The organism is Nocardiopsis sp. RV163 (assembly GCF_001029525.1).
Taxonomy (GTDB): Bacteria; Actinomycetota; Actinomycetes; order Streptosporangiales; family Streptosporangiaceae; genus Nocardiopsis; species Nocardiopsis dassonvillei.
In genome coordinates, this window is the sequence record NZ_LEKI01000024.1 from 1 (window position 1) to 22,340 (window position 22,340).

Here is a 22,340-nt window from a genome sequence, read left to right on the forward strand (position 1 = left end):
GGTGGGACACGGTGCTCCCGTTCGGCGGGCGGGGCACACGGGACGGGCCCGAACGCGCGGTCCCGTTCAGTGTTTCGGGTGCACCGAATTCTACCTGTCGTTCATGAAAATGTGTTGTCGTGAAGGAGAGCGAAATATCTGGGTGTTTTTTGTGAGGGATAGGTGTATTTGGATAAAAAAGTTAAGAAAAGGGTGTTATGTGCGGCACCCGGGCCGTCCGCCTCCGGCGACGGACGGCCAGGACGGGCTGGTCAGGAGGCCGGTACCGGTTCAGGGGTCCGACGGCGGGGGCGACCCCACGGCATGAGGCGGTCCACGCAGAGGCGGCCGCCCGTGAACCCGAGGGCCAGGGCCACGGCGCCGAGGACGAGCACGAGCTCGAAGCCGCCGACCAGCGGGTCGCCGACGTGGGCGAAGAAGTAGGCGCCGGCCATCATGAAGGCCAGGAGGATTCCGGCCAGGGGCAGGGCGAACCCGATGATGAGGGCCAGTCCGGCTCCCACCTCGATGCCCGCCCCCAGGAGCGCGGCGAACTGCGGGAAGGGGATCCCCATGGACGCGAAGCCCTGGGCGGTGCCTTCGAGGTCGGACATCTTCGGCCAACCGTGCGCGATGAAGACGACGCCGACCACGACTCTGGCGAGCAGCGCGACGACGTCCCTCACGCGGGACATGAGCGGATTATCGGTCATAGCGGTTCCTGTTCCTGTGAGCGGGTAACCCAGGAGGAGGTCGTGGCCTCGCACCGTTGCTTGAGGATGCAACCTTTTCCTGGGAAAGCAGATGATAGTACGCATCGGCCCGAACACATAGAGTGCCAACGGGGGATATTTCTCCCCCTCGGCGTCCGCCCTGGTGAGAGTCGGCGACAGAACGCGACTCAGCCCCGGCGCGCCGCACCGGCCGACCCCGTGTACCGCGACTCCTCGCCACCGGGGTCGAGCACGCCGAGCATGGACTCCGCGATCCCCCGCAACTGCTTGACCTGGTCCTCGGTGAGCGCGTCGAAGAGCACGCGCCGAACCTCGTGCACGTGGCCCGGCGCCGCCTCGCGCAGCACGGCCGCCCCCTGGGGGGTTAGCTCGGCCAGGGTGGTGCGCCGGTCGTCCGGGCGCTTGAACCTGCGGACCAGGCCGTCCCCCTCCAGGCGGGCGACCGCGTGCGAGAGGCGGCTGGGCGAGGAGCGCAGCCTCTTGGCCAGGCCGGTCATCGTCATCACGCGCTCGGGCGCCTCGGACAGCTTCACCAGGATCTGGTAGTAGGCGTGGGACATGCCGGAGTCCTGCCTGAGCTGCCGGTCCAGCGCCCCGTCCAGCAGGTGGACGGCAGCCAGGAAGGTCCGCCACGTCTGCTGTTCGCCCTCGTCGAGCCACCGCGTCTCGGCCATCGGGCCCGTGCCCCCAGGGATAACTTGAGAGTTCAACTATGTTCTGGTCAAATATCTATCTTCCAGGCATCTGAGAGCGGCCGCGGCACGGCGGCCCCGCACGCCCGAGCGCGGTCCGCCGGTGTCGGCACACTGGAAGGACGCCCCGCCCACCGTCGGCGCCACGGCGGGCGGAATCCCTCTGACCTACGGACTTCCGGGGTTCCCCGCAACGCTACTACGGAGTCACATGCGCCGCCCCGGTTACGCCCCGCCCCGTTCGGGGCCACCGGCCGCCCGCCTCCGGAGGCGTGTCGGCGAGCTGCCTGTCGCAGTGTTGGACCGTCGGCTTCACGGCGGAGGGGGTCGGCTACCGCACCGCGGAGCACTACATGACGGCCGCCGAGACCCGCCTGTCCGGTGACGCCGAGGCGGAGGAGCGAATCCTCGCGGCGGACCGCCCCCGGGACGCCGAGTTCGGCCGGAACCCGGAGCTGCGCGAGTTCCTGCTGGGCACTGGCAGGCGGGTGCTGGTGGAGGCCAGCCCCCGCGACAGGGTGTGGGGCGTCGGACTGGGCGCCGAGAACGACGACGCGCGGGTCCCCGAGCGCTGGCGGGGGCTCAACCTGCTGGGGTTCGCCCTGATGGAGACCCGGGCCCGCCTGGCCGCGGCTCCGTGACACCGGGTCCGTTCCGCGCCGGACCGACGCGGGCGGAGTCGCGCGCCCCGGCCCCTGGCCCCCGTGTCCCCGTTGGCGCGTTAAAAGAGACGTATCGTGCGTGTTGTGTAGTTACCAGAGGATTTTTCCGAATCGCATCCCGTGATCACCGCCGGATCACCCGAATTTCATCCGCTGTATCCGTGGTTACGGCTCCGGCGTTCCCACGACAGGAGTAGAGTCCAGACCGCGGACGGCATGGTGCTTCCGGCACCGCACCCGTTCCCCGGAGCGCTCCGGGTCTCGGCGTTCCCGCCGCCACCCGTCAGACGCTCGCGCGGCCCGACCACGTACGCCCGCCGCACGCTCCGGGAGACCGGTTCACCCACGCGCACCCTCCGGTGCCGCACGCGGTCCGGGAACGCACCGTCCTTCTTCCATCCAGGACGAACCACACTCCAGGGACTTCCCATGGCCTATTACCGCGTCCAGTTGCGCGACGGCTCCGACCACACGCTCCAGGCGGTGCGCATGCGCACCGACGCACGCAGCCTCTATCTGGAGGAGCGCACCGCCGGAGCGTGGACCGAGGTGTTCTCGAACCCGATCACGGAGGTGGAGCGCGTCCAGCGCCGCTTCACCGAGAACGACGGCACGTGGACCTGGCTGAGCGAGCGCCTGCCCGCCCCAGTCGGCGGCGTCCGCGCCTGGTGAGGCCACGACCGGGCGGAGGCGTCCGCCCGGACCCCGCGGGCGTCCCGGCTCTCCGCTTCCCGTTCTCCGGCGCGGCCCCCGGCGGGAGCCGGGCGCGGCGGGCGTGAGGGTCCGGAGTCACGGACCCCTGCCCTGTGTCCTGCTCCTCCCGGACCGGCACCCCTCTTGCTTGGCGTTCATCGAGCAGGAGGGGACGGGGAAAGCTGGATACCGTGGGCGGCGGGTCCGCGACCCCCCGCACGGGCCCGGAGTACCCGACGGGGTGCAGGAAGTGGAGAGACCAGGATGAGCGAGACGACCCCGGCGCCGGACACCCGCGCCCCCTCCGGCGCCGAGGCGCCGACACCGCGGAGGCGGGTGAACCGGCGCGAGCAGATCCTGCGCACGGCGGCCGACGTCTTCGCCTCGCGGGGCTTCCACAACACCTCGCTGGCCGACATCGCGGCGACGCTCAGCATCACCCCGGCGGGGGTCCTGCACCACTTCGGCTCCAAGACCGACCTGCTCACCGCCGTCCTGGAGCTGCGCGACGACACCGACCCGGCGCCGGAGGGCAGCAGGATGCTGGACCACCTGGTGGCGACCGCCGAGCGCAACGCCGAGCGGCCGGGGACCACGCAGCTCTACGCGGTGCTGTCGGCGGAGAGCGCCACCGACGAGCACCCGGCGCAGGACTGGTTCCGGGACCGCTACACGGTGCTGCGCGAGGAGATCGCGAACGCCGTGCTGGACCGGCTGGAACCGGGGCGACGGGAGGCCGCGGACACGCCGGGGCCGGACGGGCACACCCCGGCGCAGGCGGCGGCGTCGGCGGTCATCGCCGCGATGGACGGGCTCCAGGTGCAGTGGCTGCTCGACCCGGGCGCCGTGGACATGGCCGCCGTCACCGAGCTGGTGATCGACTCCGTGGTGGCCCGGCTGTCCCGACGGGACTGACCGGGCGGGCGCCCGGGGCGGGCCCGCCGCCTCCCGCGGGGGCCGCGGAACGCCGGAGGGGGCGCCGGGAACCGTGCGGTTCCCGGCGCCCCCTCCGGCGTCGGGCGGGCGGTTACTGCTCGCCGTGGACGGAGCCGGGGGTGCCCGAACCGTCGGTCACCTGCGGCTCGCCGGTCGCGCTCTCGGCCAGCCACTCGTCCCAGGACATCTGCCAGAAGCCCCAGCCGTTGTTCCACTCCAGCTCGCGGTCGGTGCCGGTGGTCTCCATGACGTCGCCCATGAGGGTGTTCTCGAAGATCCAGCGGGCGTCGTCCATGCGCAGGTTGGTGCAGCCGTTGGAGGTGTTGGCGCTGCCGATGTTGCCGTTGTAGGAGGCCTCGTGCAGGAACTCGCCGCTGTCGCTGGTGCGGACCGCGTACTGCACGTCCACGTTGTAGGCGCCGGGGGTGCCCTCGGGGATGCCCACCGTGGAGGAGTCCATGGTCATCTGCTCGTAGCGCTGCATGAGCACGTGCGTGCCGGAGGTCGTGGTGTCGAAGCGGCGGCTGGCCTTGCCGTTGCTCACCTCGATGGTGCGGTCGTGCTCACCGTCGATGTCGACGACCAGCTCGTGGTCGGGCACGTGCATGGTCATGATCAGCTCGCGGCCGACCTCGAAGTCGATGCGGTGGTTCTCCACGCCGTAGACGCCCTCGGACGCCTCGACGCCCGCGAGGCGCAGGTCGACGCTCACGGACTGGTGGGGCTCCCAGTACTCCTCCGGCCGGAACACGGCCATCGTGTCGGTCTCCCAGTTCCAGGCGCCCTGGACGCCCTGCTCGGAGATGACCTCCATGGAGTTCTCGACCTGCGCCTTGTTGGTCACCGGCAGGTCGAAGTTGATGACGATCGGCATGCCCACGCCGACGGTGTCACCGGAGACGGGCCAGTTGGAGGCGAGTTCCAGACGCTGACCGGCGACCGCCTCCAGGGTGGTGAACTCCTGGACGACCTCGGTCTCCTCACCGGCGTCGTTCTCGGCGGTCGCGGTGACCACGACCTCCGCGCCGGGGCGCAGGTTCCAATCGCTGACCCACTCGGTCGCGTCACCGTTGAGGGTGCCGGTCATGGCGTAGAGGTCGGGGTCCTGCGACCCGCCCTCGCCCTCCGCCGCGGCCTCGGTGGCGACGGCCTGCTCCACCTGGACGTCCGTGATGACACCGCTCTCGGCGGTGACCTTGACGGGGGAGTCGGGCGCGACCTCCTCGGCACCGCTCTCGGGGGTGATCACCAGTTCCACGGGGTCGGCGCCGGCCGCGTCGGTACCGCCGCCCTGGGTCTCGGCCTCACCCGACGTGCAGGCCGTCGCGGCCAGCGCCAGCACTGCCAGTCCGATACCGAAACGACGCGCCACCGCCGGAGCTGTCTTGCCCGTCACGTCTGGTTACCTCCATGTCATGCCTGAAACGCCATCCACGCAAGTAAGACGCACACCCACCGAAAAGGTTCTGAAATCTCATGCATCGGTATAGAGCGGTTATCTGAGGCGTGGGACGTGGGGGACTCCGGAACCGAAGACGATACACCCCGGGGGTACACCTCGATTCCCTACGGGTATGAGGTTACGGCCATCCATAACCGGCCTTGGACACCGGGGCGACCCTCCGCCTAAAATCCTGTCCGAACGTTCAGGTTTCTTCTCCGGAGGAACCTGGCCAAACGCCCGGTCCTCCGCCGGAAGGAACGCAGTGCCCTGGCTCTGGCTGGCCGGAGCGATCACCGCCGAGGTGGTCGCCACCACCTCACTCAAGCTCTCCGAGGGCTTCAGCCGCCCGCTGCCCTCGGTCGTCGTCGTGGTCGGTTACGTCGGGGCCTTCCTCATGCTCAGCCAGTCCCTCACCCGGGGCATCGACCTCGGCGTGGCCTACGGCGTGTGGGCGGCCGTGGGCATCGCGCTGGTCGCGATGATCGGCACGCTGCTCTTCGGCGAGTCGCTCACCTGGGTCCAGATCGGCGGGATCGCGCTGATCATCGCGGGGGTCATGGCCCTGGAACTGGGCGGGCGGCACTGAACGTCCACGACACGGCGTCCGTCTGCGGGGACATCGCCGACGGACGCGGACGCGAGGGCGAGCGGCGCCGCCTTGGACGGCCTGCTCTTTCGGTCCCGCGCCGCCCCCGGTCCGACGGCCGAGGACGTGTACCGCACGCTCAGCCGCCTGGTGTCGCGCGCGCCGCGTAGCGCGCGGGAGGGGTGCCCAGAACGGCGGTGAACTCCCTGGTCAGGTGGGACTGGTCGCTGAACCCGAGTTCGGCGGCCAGGCTCCCCCAGTCGGGCGGCGCGCCCTGTCTGGCCCGCTCGGCGGCCTCGTAGAGCCGGTACCTGCGGATGACCGCCTTGGGCCCGAGGCCGACGTGGTCGGCGAAGCGGCGCTGGAGCAGGCGTACACCCATCCCCTCGCGCAGGGCGAGCCCGGACACGTTGACCACCGAGGGGTCGGCGGCCACCCGCTCCACGACGTCGCGGGTGTCCTCGGCCGGGTGACGCTCCGCGGGGAGCAGTTCGGCCAGGGCGCGGTCGACCAGGGCCATGAGGGCGAGGGGACCGGACGTCCCGGACGTCACCGCGCCGTCGAGGACCCCGCCACCGCCGAGGGCGCCGAAGACCTCCGACGCGGGGAGAGCGGTGTCCACGATCGTGTTCACGGGCCCGCCGAGGAACGGGCGGAACCCCGCGGGCCGGAACATCACCCCGAGCGCCCAGCCCCCGCCCTCCAGGCGGCGCTCGGTCACCTCGGTGGTCGGGCCGTGCACCGTCGCGGTCCCACCGGTGAACACCAGGTTCACGACGGGGTGGGCCAGGACCCGCTGGGTGTACGGCTCGCGGCCGGTCAGGTTCCACGAGGCGAGCCAGTAGCGGTCCACGAAGCGGGCCACCCGCTCCGAGGGCGCGTGTCGGTCCAGGCGGAACCGGGTCAGCCCGGCGGCCGGGTCGAGGATGCCGCGCGCGTCCCCCTCCACCCCCACGGAGTACGGTCTCACGGCTCCAGGGTAGCCCTCCGCCCCCGAACACACGTGCGGTTCGTCGTGTTTTTTCAAGACGGTGAACGGCCGAGGGGGCGAGGATGGCGGACACCGAGACGGAACCGAGGGGAACACGATCATGAGCGACACCTCCGAGCGCTACGCCCGCCTGTCCGAGGACTTCGCCGGGACGGTGGCGGCCGTCCCCGCCGACCGCTGGTCGTCGGCTTCCCCCTGCGAGGGGTGGGACGCCCGCGACGTGGTCCGCCACGTCGTGGACACCCAGGGCATGTTCCTCGGCCTGGTCGGCCGCGGACTGGGCGGCGTCCCCTCCGTGGACGAGGACCCCGGCGCCGCCTGGGACGCCGCCCGCGCGGTGGTACAGGCCGACCTGGACGACCCGCGGCGCGCGGACACCGGGTTCGACGGGTTCTTCGGCCGCACCACCTTCGCCGAGGCGGTGGACCGGTTCCTCTGCTTCGACCTGGTGGTGCACCGCTGGGACCTGGCCCGGGCCACCGGTCAGGACGAGCGCCTGGACCCCGGCGACGTCCGGTGGGCTCACGAGGCCACAGCCCGCTTCGGGGAACACCTGCGCGGGAACAGTGTCTGCGGTCCCGAGCTCACCCCTCCCGAGGGCGCCGACGCCCAGACCCGGTTCCTGGCCTTCGTCGGCCGCCGGGCCTGGTAGCGGCCCCGGGCCCCCGCCCCGGGGGCGGTGCACGGGCGGAGGAGCGCGGACGGGCGGTGCGACGCGGATCGTGTGAGGCGAGGAGGCGGTGCCGTCCACTCCGAGGATGCCGCCTTCGCAGCCGGAGCGGCCGAGCCCGTCCACACCTGTGGAGAACCCGGAGGGCCACGGGGAGACTCCCCGTGGCCCTCCGGCCGAGTCGCCGCGCCCCAGGCGCGGCCGCCGCCCGCTCGTGCGCACTCAGCGGATCAGCAGGTCAGCTCCCAGGAGCACTCCAGCTCACCGCCGGGCCGGGGCGGCGCGCTCTGGGGCCGGACGCTCACGGGCGCCTGGTGGCCCAGGTACTCCGCCAGCCGGACGGCGATCGCGTCCTGCACCGGCGTGGGAGCCGGGCCGCTGTAGTCGTTGTTGACGACGCTGAACGCCAGCCCGTCGCCGCCGTCCCGCCCGGCCGCGTATCCGGACAGCGCGCTGATGCCCGTCATGGTGCCGGTCTTGGCGGAGACGACGCCCGCGGCGGCGGTGCCGCCCATGCGGAACCGCAGGGTCCCCCCGGTGAACGGGTCGCTCTCGCCCGCCACCGGCAGCGAGTCCGCCCAGATCCCGTGCCAGGGCGCGCCGCGCGCGCTCACGAGCAGGTCCACGACCGCGTCGGAGGTGACCAGGTTGCCCCGGGAAAGGCCCGAGCCGTCGTTGAGGACGAGGTCGGAGGTGTCCACCCCCAGCCCGGACAGGGACCGCTCGACACCGTCCAGCCCGGCGTCCCAGCTCCCCTCCCCCGCGACCTCCCGGCCGATGCTCTTGACGAGCATCTCGGCGTGGCCGTTGTTGCTGAACTTCATGAAGGGGACGAGGATCTCCGCCAGCTCGGGGGACTCGTGGTCGGCCACCAGCCGGGCACCGTGGCGTCCCCTCTCGGGCGCCTCGCCGAACTCCACGCCGCCCTCGACGGCGACGCCGTGCCGCTCCAGCGCCCGCGCGAAGAGGTGCCCGGCCAGGCCCGCGGGCTCGTCCACCGTGCGCAGCGCGGTCACGGGGGCGGCGTCGGCCGGGATCGTGCCGGTCACGGTGATGGTGTTGGTCCCCACGGGGCGGTCGACGACCACGCTGCTGGTACCGCCCGCGGGGCCGGTCACGGCCCGGTTGTCGAGTTCGGCGTAGCCCTGGGCGGCGCCCAGGTCCACGGTGGCGGGCGCGCCCGCCGCGCCGGGGGTGACCACGACCTCGGTCACGCCGGTGTCGTAGCGCTCCCCGTGGGCGACGGTGAGGGCCGAGATCTGCGCGGAGTAGGCGTAGGGCTCGTCCTCGGGCCACCAGTCGTCCACGAGGCGCTGGGAGTCGAACCGGGTGTCGTCGGCGAGGACGTCGCCCCGCACGGTCCTGACCCCCGAGGCGGCCACGTCGGCGGCCAGCGCGTCCAGGTCCCGCTCGGACAGGGTGGGGTCGCCGCCGCCCACCAGGTACAGGTCCTCGACGGAGCGCCGCTGCCGGTGGCCGTCGGTCACGACCTCGGTGGAGAAGGTGTGGTCCTCGCCCAGGACGTCCAGGGCGGCCGCGGCGGTGAACAGCTTCATGTTGGACGCGGGCACCAACTGCTCCCCGCCGTCGCGCGAGTACAGCACCGCGCCGGTGGAGGGGTCGGTGACGGTCACACCGGACACCCCGCCCTCAAGGGACGGGTCCGCCAGGAGGGCGTCGATGTCCGCGCGAAGGTCGGTCAGGCGCTCCTCCGCGGCCGCCGGGTCGGCGTGGGCCGGGAGCGCGCCCAGGGGCGCCGCGACGAGCACGGGGACGGCCGCGAGGGCCGCGGTCCAGGCGGCGCGTCGCCGGACCGGGGCACGGCGCCTCCCGACCGGGGGTTCACTGGAAGCGTTGGGGGTTGTCAACGGTGTGTCTCCTAGCGGTCACGGACACGAGGGGCACCGCACCCTAACCCGCTCCGGTTCCACGGCACCAGTACCCGGGGCGCGGGTCGGACACGGGAGGGGCCAATGGGGACGCCTAGGCGCAGGTGACGCGTGCGCACCCAAATCCGCCACAGACGGAACCGCCCGGTTCCGGTCCTCCCCATGGGCGCGGCGAGGGGCCCGGCGCACGGAAGCGGTACCGGGCGCTCGCTCCGCGATCTCCCCGGCCCGGCAGGGCAGGTGCGTGCCCGGCCCCGGCACCGGCCCCTCCCGCCGCTTTGCGCGGCGTGGACGGCGAACGGGCCGGTACCGGGGACGCACTCCCCCGGCACCGGCCCGTCACGGCCGCGGCGCCCGGATCACCCGGGCGGGGCCCCGGTCAGAACAGCTCCCTGGCCCGCGAGTAGTGGCAGGCGTCCAGGTGGCCCGCCCCCCGGTCCATCAGCTCCGGCGGCTCCTCCACGCACTTGGCGCGCTCGCCCTCCGACAGCTCGTTCGCGAACTTCGGGCACCTGGTCCGGAACCGGCAGCCCGAGGGCGGGTCGGCGGGGCTGGGCACGTCGCCGGTGACCACGATCCGCTCCCGGGTCCGCTCCTTGACCGGGTCCGGCAGGGGGATCGCCGAGATCAGCGCCTGCGTGTACGGGTGCGAGGGCGCCCCGAACAGCTCCGCCGTCGTCCCCGTCTCCACGATCTTGCCGAGGTACATCACGGCCACCCGGTCGGCGATGTGCTTGACCACCGACAGGTCGTGCGAGACGAACAGGTACGACAGGCCCAGGTCGTCCTGGAGGTCCTCCAGCAGGTTGATCACGCCCGCCTGGATGGACACGTCCAGCGCCGAGACCGGCTCGTCCAGGATGAGCACCTTGGGGTTGAGCGCCAGCGCGCGGGCGATGCCGATGCGCTGGCGCTGGCCGCCCGAGAACTCGTGCGGGTAGCGCGAGCCGTGCTCGGCGTTGAGCCCCACCAGGTCCAGCAGCTCCTTGACCCGCTTCTTGGCGGTGCCGTTGCCCCGGCCGTGGATCCGCAGCGGCTCGGCGATGATGTCCGAGACCGTCATACGCGGGTCCAGGGAGGCGAACGGGTCCTGGAAGACCAGTTGGAGGTCGCGGCGCAGCGGCCGCATCTGCCTCGGGGACAGCGTGTGCAGCGGCTGCCCCATGTAGCTGACCTCGCCCGAGGTCTGCTTGATCAACTGGAGCATGAGGCGGGCGGTGGTGGACTTGCCGCACCCGGACTCGCCGACCAGGGCGAGGGTCTCGTGCTCGCGCAGCTCCAGGGAGACCCCGGAGACCGCCTGTACCTCGCCGATCCTGCGCCGCAGGAGACCCTTGGAGCGGATGGGGAAGTTCTTGACCAGGTCCCTGACGGTCAGGATGGACTCACGGGGTCCCCCGTCCGCGGGCTCGGCGGTCTGCGCGCCGATGCGGGCGCGCGCCTCCTGCGCCTGTCCCTCGGCCTCCTCGACCTCCGTGACGGTGTCGGCCTCCACCGCCGTCCCCCTGAACAGGTCGGTGGGGGCGGCGCCCCCCAGCTCCTCACTGAAGTGGCAGGCCGCCGTGTGCGCGGAGGTGTCCGTCGCCGGCACGCGCACCCGCTCCCCGTCCCCGCCGACCGCGAGCAGGCGGGGCTCCTGTTCACGGCACAGGTCCCGGGCCATCGGGCAGCGCGGCGAGAACGCGCACCCGGTGGGCAGGGAGAGCAGGGAGGGCGGGGTGCCCACGATGGGGGTGAGCCGCTCGTGGCGGTCCTCGTCCAGGCGGGGCAGCGACCCCAGCAGGCCGAGGGCGTAGGGCATCCGAGGTCGGTAGAAGACCTCCTCCACGGGGCCCATCTCCACGAGGCGGCCGCCGTACATCACGCCGATCCTGTCGACGTGCCCGGCCACCACGCCGAGGTCGTGGGTGATCAGCACCAGGGCGGCGCCGGTCTCCTTGCGGGCCGCCTCCAGCGCCTCCAGGACCTGCGCCTGGACGGTCACGTCCAGGGCGGTGGTCGGCTCGTCGGCGATGATGACGTCCGGCTCGTTGGCCATCGCGATGGCGATCACCACGCGCTGGCGCATGCCGCCCGACAGCTCGTGCGGGTACTGCTTGATCCGCTGCTCGGGGCTGGGGATGCCCACCAGCTCCAGCAGCTCCAGCGCCCGGGCCGTCGCGGCCTTCCTGCCCACCTTGCGATGGGCCAGGACGGCCTCGGCGATCTGGTAGCCGACGGTGTAGACCGGGTTCAGCGAGGTCAGCGGGTCCTGGAAGATCATCGCGATCTTGTTGCCGCGGACCTTGCTGATCTGCGCGTCCCTGAGGCCGATGACCTCCTGGCCCAGCACCTTGGCCGAGCCCTCGACGCGGGCGTTCTTGGGCAGCAGCCCCATGATCGCCATCGAGGTCACGGACTTGCCCGATCCGGACTCGCCCACGATCCCCAGCGCCTCGCCCCGGCGCAGGACGTAGGACACCTCGCGCACGGCGGGCAGCGGCCCGTCGTCGGAGGGGAAGGTGACGCTGAGGTCGCTGACCTCCAGGACCACGTCGCCGTTCGCGGCCGTGGCGGCCCCCTCGTTGCTCATCTGGTCAGTCGTGGTCATCGCCGCACCATGGTCTGTCGTGGGTCGAGGGCGTCGCGCAGCCCGTCGCCGATGAAGTTGATCGTCAGGCAGATCACCAGCAGCAGCAGGCCCGGCGGGTAGAACAGCCAGGGCCTGGTGGAGACGGCCGTGCGCGCGTCGCTGATCATCTGGCCGAGCGAGATGTCGGGGGGCTGGATGCCGAACTGGAGGAAGGACATGCCCGCCTCCAGCAGGATCGCCACCGCGATCAGCAGGGTGGCCGCGACGATGATCGGCCCGGCCGCGTTGGGCAGCAGGTGGCGGACGATGATCCACCCGGGCGAGGCCCCCGCGGCCTTGGCCGCCTCCACGAACTCCTGCTCGCGCAGGGACAGGACCACGCTGCGCACCACGCGGGCGATCTGCGCCCACGAGAAGAAGCCGATGATCAGGGCCACCGCGTACCAGGTGGTACCGGCGCGGGCGTTGCCCGCGATCGCGGCGACCATCACCAGCAGGGGCACGATCATAAACACGTCGGCCACGCGCATCATGAGCGCGTCGATCCGGCCGCCGTAGTAACCGGCCGTGGCCCCCCACAGGGAGCCGATGACGGTGCCCATGACGGACACCGTGAACGCCACCTTGAGCGTCTGCTGGGCGCCGCGCATGAGCTGGCCCAGGACGTCGTGCCCGGCGGTGGTGGTGCCCAGCGGGTGGTCCGCGTTGGGCGGCACGCTCGGCGGGATCTCCAGGTGGACGGTGTGGTCCCACCGCCAGAGGAGGGGGCCCACGAAGGCGGCCAGGACGACGACCGCCAGGACGACCAGGCTGACCATGGCGGCCCGGTGGCGCAGGAACCGGGACAGGATCATCTGGAACTGGGTGCGTTCGGCACCTCCGACGCTCTCGGCGTCGGCGCTCCGCGGCGCCTGGGGCGCCCTCTTCTCACTCATAGCGAATCCTCGGGTCGAGCACGCCGTACAGGAGGTCGGCGATGAGGTTGGCCACGATGACCATGACACCGCTGAGCAGCAGCCAGGCCATCAGCGCGTACGAGTCGTTCTTCTCGACCGCGGTGATGAAGAACTCGCCCAGGCCGCGCCACTGGAAGACGCGTTCGGTCAGGACAGCGCCGTCGATGATCCCGGCGATGCCGACGGCGACCACCGTGGTCAGCGGGATGAGGGCCGTGCGCAGCGCGTGGCGCCGGATGACGACGCGGTTGGGCAGGCCCTTGGCGCGGGCCAGTCGGACGTAGTCGCTGTTGAGCACCTCGAGCATGGAGGTCCGCTGGTACCGGCTCCACGAGGCGAAGCTGGTCAGCATCAGCACGATCGTGGGCAGGGTCATGTAGGCGAAGGCGTTGGTGACGCGCCCCCAGAAGTCCTCGCCCTGCGCCTGGTAGACGCCGTCGCCGATCGTGGCGAGGACCTGGTCGCCCACCAGGTCGTTGAAGCCGACGCCGGCCTGCTGCATGATGCCCGCGAACCAGAAGACGGGCATGGACAGGGCCAGGAAGCCGATGAACGTGAGCGTGTAGTCGAGCTTGGAGTACTGGCGCATGGCGCTGACGACGCCGGCCAGGACGGCCAGGCCCAGCGCGAAGACCATGGACGCGCCCACCAGCCGCAGGGTGGTGCCCAGCCGCTCGGCGATGTTGGCGCCGATGTCGTAGCTGTTGCTCTGCGTGGAGGGGCCGAACTCGCCCTGGAGCAGTCCGATGTCCCCGTTGCCGCCGATGCCGGTGACCCAGAGCCAGTAGCGCTCGGGCATGGACCGGTCGAGGTAGAGCCGCTCCTCCTGGAGCTGGATGACCGAGGGGTCCGGGGGCGGCTGCTGCATCCTGAGCTCCGTCAGGGGATCGCCGGAGACGTCGATCAGGACGAAGGTGAGCACGGACGCGAGGATCAGGATGGGTATCGCGCCCAGGACGCGCCGCACCGTGTAAACGAGCATGAGTGTGATCCTTCAGGGGTGGACGAGGACCGGCCCGGGCCCGGGAGGACCTCCCGGGCCCGGGCCGCGGGCCCTGTGCCGCGAACTACTCGGCGAGGTCCCACTCACCGATGTTGTAGGTGGCGCGGTAGCTGGACTGGAGGTTGTCCTCGACGTTGGCGAGCCCGTCGTTCACGAAGAAGTAGTTGGGCTCGGCCACGATCGGCAGGACGTAGGCGTCCGGGACCACGGCGGCCACGGCGGCGTTGGCGTGCTCGGCCGCCTCGTCCAGGTTGGCGGCCGTCGCGGTGGCCTCGGCGTGCTCGTCCACCTCGTCGTTGGCGTAGCCGCCGAAGTTGCTGGTGCTCTCGGAGTGCCAGAACTGCTCGGGGCTGGAGGCGAAGTACGGGCTGCCGCTCCAGCCGAACTGGACGATGTCGTAGTCCTGCTCGGCCAGCATCGTGCCCAGGTCGTCGGTCATCTCGATGGTGGTCTCGACGCCGATCTCGGCGAGCTGGGCCTGGATCAGCTGCACGGAGTTGTTGCGGATGACGGTGTCGGTGCTGCGCAGGCGGAACGGGCCGACCTGCTCGCCGTCGAGCATGAGGGTGTCCCCGTCGAGCTCGTAACCGGCCTCCTCCAAGATCTCGGTGGCGGCCTCGGCGTCGCCGCTGCCCTGCCCGGACTCGGAGATGTGGTCCTCGAAGTACTCGCTGTCGCTGCCGAAGACGTGGTTGTTCTTCAGCTCGTACTCGGGGTATCCGGCCTCGAAGTTGCGGCTGGCGATCTGGTCGCGGTTGATCGCGGTGAAGACGGCCCTGCGGAGCTCGACGTCCGAGAGCCACTCGTTCTCGGTGTTGATGTCGATGTGCTCCCAGATGTTGCCCTCGCCGATGGTGAGCGTGGCGGTCTCCATCCCCTGGAGCTGGGTGATGATGTCCTCGCTGTACTGCGCGGGGTTGGCGCCGTCGATCTCGCCGTTCTGGAAGGCGGGGACGAAGGTGCCCTCGTCGGTGTTGTACGGCATGATGATGCGGTCGAGCGCGGGCTGCGTCTCGCCGAACCACTCGGGGTTGGGCTCCTTGACGACCTGGTTCTCCAAGTCGCCGTCCACGATCTGGTACGGGCCGCCGGACCACTCGGGGCGCGTCTCGTGCAGCCAGGCGTAGTACTCGCCGAGCTGCGCGGGGTCGTCGACGTCCCAGCCGTTCTCCTCGGCCAGGTGCGCCGGGTAGAAGCCGCCCGCCACGCTGTGCGCGTCGAACATGCCCATCCACTCGGGGTTGGACAGGCCCTCCTTGAGGGTGAAGGTCGCGGTCTTGCCGTCGACCTCGACCTCCTCGACCATGTCGGCGCCGGTGGTGCCGCGGGAGTCGCAGGTGTCGCAGTAGCCCTCGGTGGGGGCCGCGGACATCATCATGGTGACCCGCAGATCCTCACCGGTCATCGGTGTGCCGTCGTTCCACACGGCGTCCTCGGCGAGGGTGAAGCTGAACTGGAACGGGCCCTCGTCGGGGTTGTCGTTGATGAGGGTCGGCTCCTCGGCGAGGACGTCCATGTCGTACTCGTACGTCGCGTCGGGCTGGTACTGCCCGGTGAAGGGCACGACGCCGGAGAGCGCCTGGATGACGTAGACGCTGCCTCCGGCGCTACTGATGGCTCCCCAGGCTGCGGGAAGGCTGTTGATCACCCATGTGACCTCCTTCTCCTGCTCGCCTTCGCCACCGCCGCCGCCGCAGGCGGTCAGCACCATCAAAGCGGAGGTGCCCGCCGCGGCGAGCGCGAGCGTCTTCCTTCGTTTGTGCATCAGTTACACCCTTGATCACTAATACGAGCCGAACCTCGGGGTTGTGTGGTTCGCACACGCCCCGCAGAACTAGGCGATTAGTCGATCAGAAGACCATTGAGCGAAATGTCTGTATAGCCCTACTGCTGGATTCGTGACCCATCCGCAACCGGTTCGCGCCCATCGCACCGAGCCGGGGACGCATAGTTCACACCCCGCCCAGACATGGGGGGTCACCGCAGGTCAGAGCCCGAACCCAGGAGAACAGCCCATCTCTCCGGATTCGGACAAGCCAGAAATACATTGCGGGCCAGTTACGCCAGTCAACAAGGGCCCAGGTAAAGTAAACGTCGTTTAACTACCGGGACGTCCCGAACGACTACACAGAGAAAAACGGACAAAAGTTCCCAAAGCACACATATAATCCCCAAGGCTCCCTCCGGCCCTCCGATCGCCTTCGGGGCGACCCCCGCAGGAAACAGAACGCGTCATACATGGGATGACAGGATGTTAACCAGACATGAGTGCAACAACATCCCAGCCAGGGCCAGACCACGCCAAGCAGGTACGGAAATCCACAGCTCCGGTTGTCCGAAACCACCATCCATGCGCCGCCGGAGCCGATAAGGTTTTGAGCGGCGATTGCCGTCATCCCGCCCGCGGTGCCCACTGAGAGAGGCTTCTGCCGTGTCCGAAACAGTCCGCCTCGTCTGCCCGGCAGGCCGCAAGCACCTGGAGCTGTGGGGCGGCTACGGTCTGGCGGCTCTCGGCGCCCTGGCGATCGCGGTCGACGTCTCACACTGGGCCAACATCGCCCTCGGCGTCCTCCTGGCCCTCACCGGCGCCGCCCTGGCCGCGCACGGCCACATGATCAAGGCACCCGTCCTGGAGGTCTCCGACGGCGAGTTCCGCTACCAGCGGGGCCGCTACATCGTGCGCGTGCCCTTCCACGACATCGGCTCGTACTACGTGCTCCCGGGCCGTATCCGATCCCTGGGGCTGTACGACAACGCCGGGCGCCCCAAGCGCTTCCCATCGCTCCAGAACCGCCGCACCTCGCGCGCCTACCTGCCGCTGACCGGGATGACCAGACCGGCCCGGGTGGAGTCGTTCATGGCGGTGGCGGGCATCCCGCCGCGCGGGCGCTCGCTGACCTCCTGAGCGCGGCGGCCGCTCCCGCGCGCCCGCCCCCTCCCCGAGGACGCCCCGGGCCGGAGACCGAAACCTCCTCCTCCCGCAGGACGGCGCCGCTCGCGTCGACCTGCAGCGACATATCCCGACACTTCGGCCTATTACCCACCACGCCCCGTACGGACATACCGCCGCAAGACCATGTCCTCTACTCTCGATGGGGTGAAGCAGTCCAGAATCACCGCCATCCTGACCGTAGCGGGGATGCTCGCGGCCATGTGGGTCTTCGAGATCCTCGACAGCTTCGTGCTCCTCGGAAGGCTCGACCAGCAATACGGTCTGCGCGCCTGGGACCTCCAGGGGCCCTGGACCGTGTTCACCGCGCCGTTCATGCACGGGAACCTGGAGCACCTCATCGGCAACTCGCTGCCGTTCCTCGTGCTGGGCTCGCTCGTCGCGTTCAGCGGCCTGGGACGGTTCCTGCTCACCACGCTGATCATCATCCTGGTCAGCGGTGTGGGCGTGTGGCTGTTCAGCTCACCGTTCTCCCTCACCGTGGGCGCCAGCGGCCTGGTCTTCGGTTACTTCGGCTACACGGTCCTGCGCGGGATCGTCGAGCGCAAGACCATCGACATCGTCATCATGATCTGCGTGATCCTCTTCTACGGGACGATGATCTGGGGGGTCCTGCCCCAGTACCCCGGAGTCTCGTGGCAGGCGCACCTCTTCGGGTTCATCGGCGGCATGCTAGCGGCCTACCTGCTGCCCAGGCGCGAGCGCCGCAGGCAGCTCGACCAGGGCTACGGGGGCGCCCAGGGCGGCTACTACGCCCCCTGACCGCGTTCCCCGGGGCCGCGCGCGGCCCCGGGAGCGCGGGCGCACGCGGACGGGCCGCCCCGAAAGGGACGGCCCGTCCGTACGAGCGGGAGGCGCGGGCGCCCCGTTGCCCGGGGCCTCAGCCGCAGGTGGTTTGTTCGGGCGCCGCCAGGGTTCTGCTCGACGGGGCAAGCCGCGAGCGAGGAACGAGCGGCAGGCGCAGCCGAGGAGGAAGAATCCCTGGCCTTCTGGGCGCCCGAACACGGGCCGAAGCGAAGCGGAGGCCCCAAGAAAACACAGCCTAGAACTCCAGGCCCTCGGCCTCCTCGCCCAGGGTGCGCTCCAGGAACTCGGGGTTCTCCGACAGCCAGACGCGGGCGCCCGCCTCCGGGTCGTCCTTGTACCCGCCGTCCTCGGACACGGTCAGGACCTCCAGGCTGGCCAGCTCGTCGTCGCTGAGCTCGAAGCCCTCCAGCCAGCCGGTGAGCTCGGGGTACTCCTCGCCGAAGCCGTCACGGCCCACGGCGTGGACGGTCTCCGCGTCGCCCATCAGGCCCTCGGGGTCCTCGAGGTCCTTCAGGTCGTACTGGGCGTAGGCCGGGTGGGGCCGCCACAGGGTCACCACGATGGGCTCCTCCTCGGTGATCGCCGAGTCCAGCTCGGCGAGCATCGCGGCGGTGGAGGAGGTGACCAGTTCGAAGTCCTCGTCCAGGCCGTAGCCCGGCATGGCCTCCTCCTGGGTGACGCGGGTCAGCCCGGCGCCGGGGTCGATGCCCACGATGCGGCCGTCCAGGTCCTCGACGTGGTCGGCCAGGTCGGGGATGCTGTTCACGTCCTCCATGTAGGAGGGCACGGTGATGGTCAGCTTGGCGTTGTCGTACCAGGAGCCGAGGTCCTCCAACTGGTCCCCGTACTCCTCCCAGTAGTCGGCGTGCGTCACCGGCAGCCAGGTGTCGAGGAACAGGTCGACGTCGCCGTTGGCCGCGCCCTGGTACATCGGGGCGACGTCCACGTCGGTGATCGTGACGTCGTAGCCCTTCTCCTCCAGGATGGCCTGCCACATGTGCGTGACGGCGATGCCCTCCTCCCAGGCGATCAGCGCGATGTTGATCTCCTTGGTGTCCTCACCGCCGCCCTCCTCCGGGCCGGTCAGGCTCTCACCACCGCCGCCGCAGGCGGTCAGGAGGAGCGCGGCGCTCATGCCGGCGGCGGAGAGGGCCGCCATACGCTTACGGCTGTACATCGTGGGGTTCCTTCCCTCGGGGAATTCTGTGTGCGGGGCTGGACGTGGTGGGGAGGGCACGCCGCTCAGGCGGCCGACGCGGCCGCGCGGGGGCTGTTGCGGGTGACGGCCGCGGTCAGGCGGTCGAGGAAGATCGCCAGGATGACCACGGCGATACCGGCCTCGAAGCCGAGTGCGCCGTCGTTGCGGGTGATGCCCTGGTAGACCTCGCTGCCCAGGCCGCCCGCGCCGACCATGCCCGCGATGACGACCATCGACAGGCCGAGCATGATGACCTGGTTGACCCCGGCCATGATGGTGGGCAGGGCCAGCGGCAGTTGGATGCCGGTGAGGACCTTGGCCGGGGAGGCGCCGAAGGACTCGCCCGCCTCCACCAGCTCCTTGTCGATCTGGCGGATGCCCAGCTCGGTCAGGCGGACGCCGGGCGGCATCGCGAACACGATGGTGGCGACCACGCCGGGGACTGCGCCGATGGAGAAGAAGAAGATCGCCGGGATCAGGTACACGAACGCGGGCAGCGTCTGCATCAGGTCCAGGACCGGCTTGACGATCTTGCTGACCAGGTCGTTGTAGGCGGCCAGGACGCCGATCGGGATCGCGATGACCACGGCGATGGCGCTGGCCACGAGGACGAGGCCGAGCGTGTCCATGGCGTTGGTCCACTGGCCGACCGAGGCCACCAGGGTGAGCGCGAGCAGGCCGAACAGGCCCATGCGCCACCCGGCCACCGAGAGCGCCAGAAGGCTCAGCAGCAGGATCATCAACAGCGCCCCGGGCCGGGTCACCAGCATCGGGAGCACGAGCCAGCCGAGCAGGACCAGCACGAGCCAGCCGCCCGCGACGACGCCGGTGCGCACGCGGGTGCCCCGGTCGAGCACGCCGAGGACGGTGACGGCGGCCAGGAAGACCAGCGAGACGCAGAAGTAGGCGTCCACGTACTGCTGGTCGAACAGGTTCATCGCCCACAGGAAGAGCTGCGGCGGAAGGCTGTTGACGATGGTGTTGCCGAACCCGAACTGCGCCTGCAGGACGTAGAGCAGCGAGACCGCCGCGACGATCACCACCAGCGGCAGACGGCGGCGGCGCAGCAGCGGAACGGCGATGATCACGGCGGCCACGAAGGCGAGCTGACCGGCGGCCGGTTCCGTGAAGAAGCCGGACAGGGCGCTCACGGCCCAGCTGATGAACGCGCCGACGGCGTCGAAGAAGACGCCGAAGCTGCTCTTGAGCCAGGCGTTGAAGGCCTCGAAGCCGTCGCCGACGGGCAGGGACGGCGGGAAGTCGACGGGTGTCACGGTGTCTCCTTCCCACCCGCGAGCGCGGCCAGTACGGAGTTGCGGGTCACCGTACCGAGCACGGTGCCGTCCTCGTCGACCACGCGGAGGCGATCGGAGGCGGCCGCGCTGGTGTACAGGTCGGCGAGCAGGGTGTCGGCGCCGACCTCGGGCGCTGAGGAGTCGGCAGCGGGAGCGCTCGGGTCGAGCACCGACGCGGCGGTGAGCACGCGGGTGCGGTCGACGTCCTCGATGAAGCGCTCGACGTAGTCGTTGGCGGGCTCGCTGAGGATCTCCTGCGCGCTGCCGATCTGGGCGACGCGGCCGTCCCGCAGCACGCAGATCCGGTCGCCGAGGCGCATGGCCTCGTTGAGGTCGTGCGTGATGAAGACGATGGTCTTGCCCAGGCTCTTCTGGAGGTCCAGGAGCTGGGTCTGCATGTCCCGTCGGATGAGCGGGTCGAGGGCGCTGAACGCCTCGTCCATGAGGATGATGTCGGTGTCGGCGGCCAGTGCCCTGGCCAGGCCCACACGCTGCTGCATGCCTCCGGAGAGCTGGTGCGGGAGCTTGTCCTCCCAACCGCCGAGCCCCACGAGTTCGAGGGTCTCCCCCGCCCTGCGGCTCCGCTCGGCGCGGGACAGGCCCCGCAGCTCCAGGCCGTAGGCGGCGTTCTCCAGGACCGTGCGGTGCGGCAGGAGCGCGAAGTGCTGGAAGACCATGCTGATCTTCTCGCCCCGCAGCTTCAGGAGGTTCTTCCTGCTGAGCCCGGTGATGTCCACGCCGTCGACCTCGACCGTCCCCGCGGTGGGTTCCAGGAGGCCGTTGAGCATCCGGATCAGGGTGGACTTCCCCGATCCGGACAGGCCCATGACGACGAAGATCTCGCCCGGTTCGACCTCGAAGGACACGTCGATGACGGCGGCCGTCACGTCGAGGTCGGCGATGGTGTCACGGTGGCTGCCGTCCGAGAGCCGCCCGACGGCGGCCCTGGACTGTCTGCCGAACACCTTGTACAAGTGGTCTGCGCGTACTGCTGGCACGGTCTCCTCTAGAGGGCTGTCCCGACCGCGAGGCGCGCCGGGGCACCAGTTCCGCCCCATCGCCGACCCGCGGTTCCCACAGGTAGTCGGCGTGCGCGGAGCCCCCTTGCGCGCCCCTCATCAGGGCGGAACCGCTACCTGGTTCACGTCGGGGCGCAACCTTACCGAGGTGTGTACGTACAGTTCAGGCGCTAAGTAACCACCAAATAACATGTTTAAACGCCATAAAAACGGTCCGCCGACCTGTGGCAGCGGATGCCGGAGCCCCAGAAGGCTCCTTTGTGATTTACACCACAGGCAAAAAAATAGTGACCTTGGTCACATATTGATGACAGGCGAATAAAACGACGGTCCGTGTCCGTTCATGACCGTAACGTAAACGAATCGCCCTGTCCGCTCCGGCCCCGGCTAGACGCTCTCCGGACTGATCGGGGTGCGGATGAAGTTCTGGTGGGACCTGGACGGCGTCGGTCCCCGCTGCCCCTGGTAGCGCGATCCGTAGCCCGCGGAGCCGTAGGGGTGCTCGGCCGGGGAGGACAGGCGGAACATGCACAGTTGGCCGATCTTCATGCCCGGGTAGAGCTTGATCGGCAGGGTGGCCACGTTGGACAGCTCCAGCGTGACGTGCCCGGAGAAGCCGGGGTCGATGAACCCGGCCGTGGAGTGGGTGAGCAGCCCCAGGCGCCCCAGCGAACTCTTGCCCTCCAGACGGCTCGCGATGTCGTCCGGGAGGCTGACGACCTCGTACGTGGACGCCAGCACGAACTCGCCCGGGTGCAGGACGAACGCGTCCTCGCCGTCGGTCTCGACCAACCGGGTGAGGTCCGGTTGCTCGGCCGACGGGTCGATGTGCGGGTACTTGTGGTTCTCGAACACACGGAAGAAGCGGTCCAGCCGGACGTCGATGCTGGAGGGTTGGACGAGGCCGGGGTCGAAGGGGTCGATCCTGACCCGCCCGGCGTCGATTTCGGACCTGATATCGCGATCGGAGAGCAGCACGGTCCGAACCTACCGCCTGGGGCAACGCAGCGTAGCGGCGATCCCCGGCCGGGTGGCGGCCCGCGCCGAGTTGCCCACCCGGCCCGGAGTTGGGCTAGGATGGCATCCGTTGCCAGCCGGGTTCCTCCGGTGGTGCCGCGCGGATGTAGTTCAATGGTAGAACTTCAGCTTCCCAAGCTGATAACGCGGGTTCGATTCCCGTCATCCGCTCCAGACACACAGACGGCCAGGTCGTTCGGGGTTTACCGAACACCTGGCCTCACGCGTTTCTGGGGACCTGTACGGG

Annotated in this window: 20 protein-coding genes and 1 tRNA gene; 8 read left to right on the top strand and 13 right to left on the bottom strand. The window is 70.3% G+C overall.

Features of this window, described 5'->3' with window-relative positions:
• Positions 1-251: 251 nt before the first annotated feature.
• The gene (locus tag ABD54_RS06980) at positions 252-692 is read right to left on the bottom strand and encodes a DoxX family protein (RefSeq protein ID WP_047868595.1); all 441 of its coding nucleotides are present in this window, start codon (positions 690-692) and stop codon (positions 252-254) included.
• 188 nt (positions 693-880) lie between these two features.
• Complete coding sequence (locus ABD54_RS06985; RefSeq protein ID WP_047868596.1) at positions 881-1,387, bottom strand: MarR family winged helix-turn-helix transcriptional regulator; 507 nt, start codon at positions 1,385-1,387, stop codon at positions 881-883.
• A gap of 290 nt (positions 1,388-1,677) precedes the next feature.
• Here ABD54_RS06985 and ABD54_RS06990 point away from each other — a divergent pair, with 290 nt between their 5' ends.
• The 3 genes from ABD54_RS06990 to ABD54_RS07000 all read left to right on the top strand — a co-directional run bounded on the left by ABD54_RS06990 (position 1,678) and on the right by ABD54_RS07000 (position 3,675).
• Positions 1,678-2,046, top strand: a complete 369-nt coding sequence (locus ABD54_RS06990) for an NADAR family protein (protein ID WP_082166721.1) — start codon at positions 1,678-1,680, stop codon at positions 2,044-2,046.
• A 450-nt stretch (positions 2,047-2,496) separates the two neighbouring features.
• A complete protein-coding gene (locus ABD54_RS06995; protein WP_047868597.1) occupies positions 2,497-2,739 on the top strand; it encodes a hypothetical protein in 243 nt (80 codons plus the stop codon).
• Between the two features lie 285 nt (positions 2,740-3,024).
• Positions 3,025-3,675 carry a TetR/AcrR family transcriptional regulator gene (locus tag ABD54_RS07000; protein WP_047868598.1) on the top strand — a complete coding sequence of 217 codons (651 nt, stop codon included), beginning with the start codon at positions 3,025-3,027 and terminating at the stop codon, positions 3,673-3,675.
• Positions 3,676-3,787: 112 nt separating this feature from the next.
• Here ABD54_RS07000 and ABD54_RS07005 read toward each other — a convergent pair whose 3' ends face one another.
• Positions 3,788-5,092, bottom strand: coding sequence for an Ig-like domain-containing protein (locus ABD54_RS07005; RefSeq protein WP_047868599.1), 1,305 nt, complete (start codon positions 5,090-5,092; stop codon positions 3,788-3,790).
• 310 nt (positions 5,093-5,402) lie between these two features.
• Between ABD54_RS07005 and ABD54_RS07010 the strand changes: the two genes are divergently transcribed.
• Positions 5,403-5,726, top strand: a complete 324-nt coding sequence (locus ABD54_RS07010) for a multidrug efflux SMR transporter (protein ID WP_047868600.1) — start codon at positions 5,403-5,405, stop codon at positions 5,724-5,726.
• A gap of 139 nt (positions 5,727-5,865) precedes the next feature.
• Here the strand turns inward: ABD54_RS07010 and ABD54_RS07015 are convergent, their stop codons facing one another.
• Positions 5,866-6,696: a helix-turn-helix transcriptional regulator gene (locus tag ABD54_RS07015; protein WP_235432001.1), complete on the bottom strand. Its 831-nt coding sequence runs from the start codon at positions 6,694-6,696 to the stop codon at positions 5,866-5,868.
• 121 nt (positions 6,697-6,817) lie between these two features.
• On the opposite strand from ABD54_RS07015, the gene ABD54_RS07020 reads away from it, so the two are divergent.
• Positions 6,818-7,369 carry a TIGR03086 family metal-binding protein gene (locus ABD54_RS07020; protein ID WP_047868602.1) on the top strand — a complete coding sequence of 184 codons (552 nt, stop codon included), beginning with the start codon at positions 6,818-6,820 and terminating at the stop codon, positions 7,367-7,369.
• Positions 7,370-7,617: 248 nt separating this feature from the next.
• Here the strand turns inward: ABD54_RS07020 and dacB are convergent, their stop codons facing one another.
• The 5 genes from dacB to ABD54_RS07045 form a co-directional block, all read right to left on the bottom strand.
• On the bottom strand, positions 7,618-9,156 hold the full coding sequence (gene dacB, locus ABD54_RS07025; RefSeq protein WP_047868603.1) for a D-alanyl-D-alanine carboxypeptidase/D-alanyl-D-alanine-endopeptidase: 1,539 nt from the start codon (positions 9,154-9,156) through the stop codon (positions 7,618-7,620).
• Positions 9,157-9,655: 499 nt separating this feature from the next.
• Entirely contained in the window at positions 9,656-11,866 is a 2,211-nt protein-coding gene (locus ABD54_RS07030; RefSeq protein WP_047868604.1) for an ABC transporter ATP-binding protein, read from the bottom strand.
• Positions 11,863-12,783 (bottom strand): ABC transporter permease, encoded by a 921-nt coding sequence (locus ABD54_RS07035; protein WP_047868605.1) that lies wholly within the window; start codon positions 12,781-12,783, stop codon positions 11,863-11,865. The genes ABD54_RS07030 and ABD54_RS07035 overlap by 4 nt, the downstream gene beginning before the upstream one ends.
• Positions 12,776-13,786 (bottom strand): ABC transporter permease, encoded by a 1,011-nt coding sequence (locus ABD54_RS07040; protein ID WP_047868606.1) that lies wholly within the window; start codon positions 13,784-13,786, stop codon positions 12,776-12,778. Before ABD54_RS07040 ends, ABD54_RS07035 begins: the two co-directional genes overlap by 8 nt.
• Before the next feature lie 85 nt (positions 13,787-13,871).
• Entirely contained in the window at positions 13,872-15,572 is a 1,701-nt protein-coding gene (locus ABD54_RS07045) for an ABC transporter family substrate-binding protein (RefSeq protein WP_047868607.1), read from the bottom strand.
• A 666-nt stretch (positions 15,573-16,238) separates the two neighbouring features.
• Here ABD54_RS07045 and ABD54_RS07050 point away from each other — a divergent pair.
• A complete protein-coding gene (locus tag ABD54_RS07050; RefSeq protein WP_047868608.1) occupies positions 16,239-16,712 on the top strand; it encodes a hypothetical protein in 474 nt (157 codons plus the stop codon).
• A 192-nt stretch (positions 16,713-16,904) separates the two neighbouring features.
• Positions 16,905-17,519: a rhomboid family intramembrane serine protease gene (locus ABD54_RS07055; protein ID WP_047868609.1), complete on the top strand. Its 615-nt coding sequence runs from the start codon at positions 16,905-16,907 to the stop codon at positions 17,517-17,519.
• A 280-nt stretch (positions 17,520-17,799) separates the two neighbouring features.
• Here ABD54_RS07055 and ABD54_RS07060 read toward each other — a convergent pair whose 3' ends face one another.
• The 4 genes from ABD54_RS07060 to dcd form a co-directional block, all read right to left on the bottom strand.
• On the bottom strand, positions 17,800-18,741 hold the full coding sequence (locus tag ABD54_RS07060; protein ID WP_047868610.1) for a glycine betaine ABC transporter substrate-binding protein: 942 nt from the start codon (positions 18,739-18,741) through the stop codon (positions 17,800-17,802).
• Positions 18,742-18,806: 65 nt separating this feature from the next.
• A complete protein-coding gene (locus ABD54_RS07065; RefSeq protein ID WP_047868611.1) occupies positions 18,807-20,036 on the bottom strand; it encodes a proline/glycine betaine ABC transporter permease in 1,230 nt (409 codons plus the stop codon).
• Entirely contained in the window at positions 20,033-21,031 is a 999-nt protein-coding gene (locus ABD54_RS07070; protein WP_047868612.1) for a glycine betaine/L-proline ABC transporter ATP-binding protein, read from the bottom strand. The genes ABD54_RS07065 and ABD54_RS07070 overlap by 4 nt, the downstream gene beginning before the upstream one ends.
• 432 nt (positions 21,032-21,463) lie before the next feature.
• Entirely contained in the window at positions 21,464-22,054 is a 591-nt protein-coding gene (dcd, locus tag ABD54_RS07075) for a dCTP deaminase (protein ID WP_013155535.1), read from the bottom strand.
• A gap of 139 nt (positions 22,055-22,193) precedes the next feature.
• Here dcd and ABD54_RS07080 point away from each other — a divergent pair.
• Positions 22,194-22,267, top strand: a tRNA-Gly gene (locus ABD54_RS07080).
• Positions 22,268-22,340: the final 73 nt, after the last annotated feature.

Bases quoted from the DNA above. Each gene is read 5' to 3' on its own strand.
- ABD54_RS06980 (WP_047868595.1), bottom strand. From the start codon at position 692: ATGACCGATAATCCGCTCATGTCCCGCGTGAGGGACGTCGTCGCGCTG.
- ABD54_RS06985 (WP_047868596.1), bottom strand. From the start codon at position 1,387: ATGGCCGAGACGCGGTGGCTCGACGAGGGCGAACAGCAGACGTGGCGG.
- ABD54_RS06995 (WP_047868597.1), top strand. From the start codon at position 2,497: ATGGCCTATTACCGCGTCCAGTTGCGCGACGGCTCCGACCACACGCTC.
- ABD54_RS07000 (WP_047868598.1), top strand. From the start codon at position 3,025: ATGAGCGAGACGACCCCGGCGCCGGACACCCGCGCCCCCTCCGGCGCC.
- ABD54_RS07020 (WP_047868602.1), top strand. From the start codon at position 6,818: ATGAGCGACACCTCCGAGCGCTACGCCCGCCTGTCCGAGGACTTCGCC.
- ABD54_RS07030 (WP_047868604.1), bottom strand. From the start codon at position 11,866: ATGACCACGACTGACCAGATGAGCAACGAGGGGGCCGCCACGGCCGCG.
- ABD54_RS07035 (WP_047868605.1), bottom strand. From the start codon at position 12,783: ATGAGTGAGAAGAGGGCGCCCCAGGCGCCGCGGAGCGCCGACGCCGAG.
- ABD54_RS07040 (WP_047868606.1), bottom strand. From the start codon at position 13,786: ATGCTCGTTTACACGGTGCGGCGCGTCCTGGGCGCGATACCCATCCTG.
- ABD54_RS07045 (WP_047868607.1), bottom strand. From the start codon at position 15,572: ATGCACAAACGAAGGAAGACGCTCGCGCTCGCCGCGGCGGGCACCTCC.
- ABD54_RS07060 (WP_047868610.1), bottom strand. From the start codon at position 18,741: ATGTACAGCCGTAAGCGTATGGCGGCCCTCTCCGCCGCCGGCATGAGC.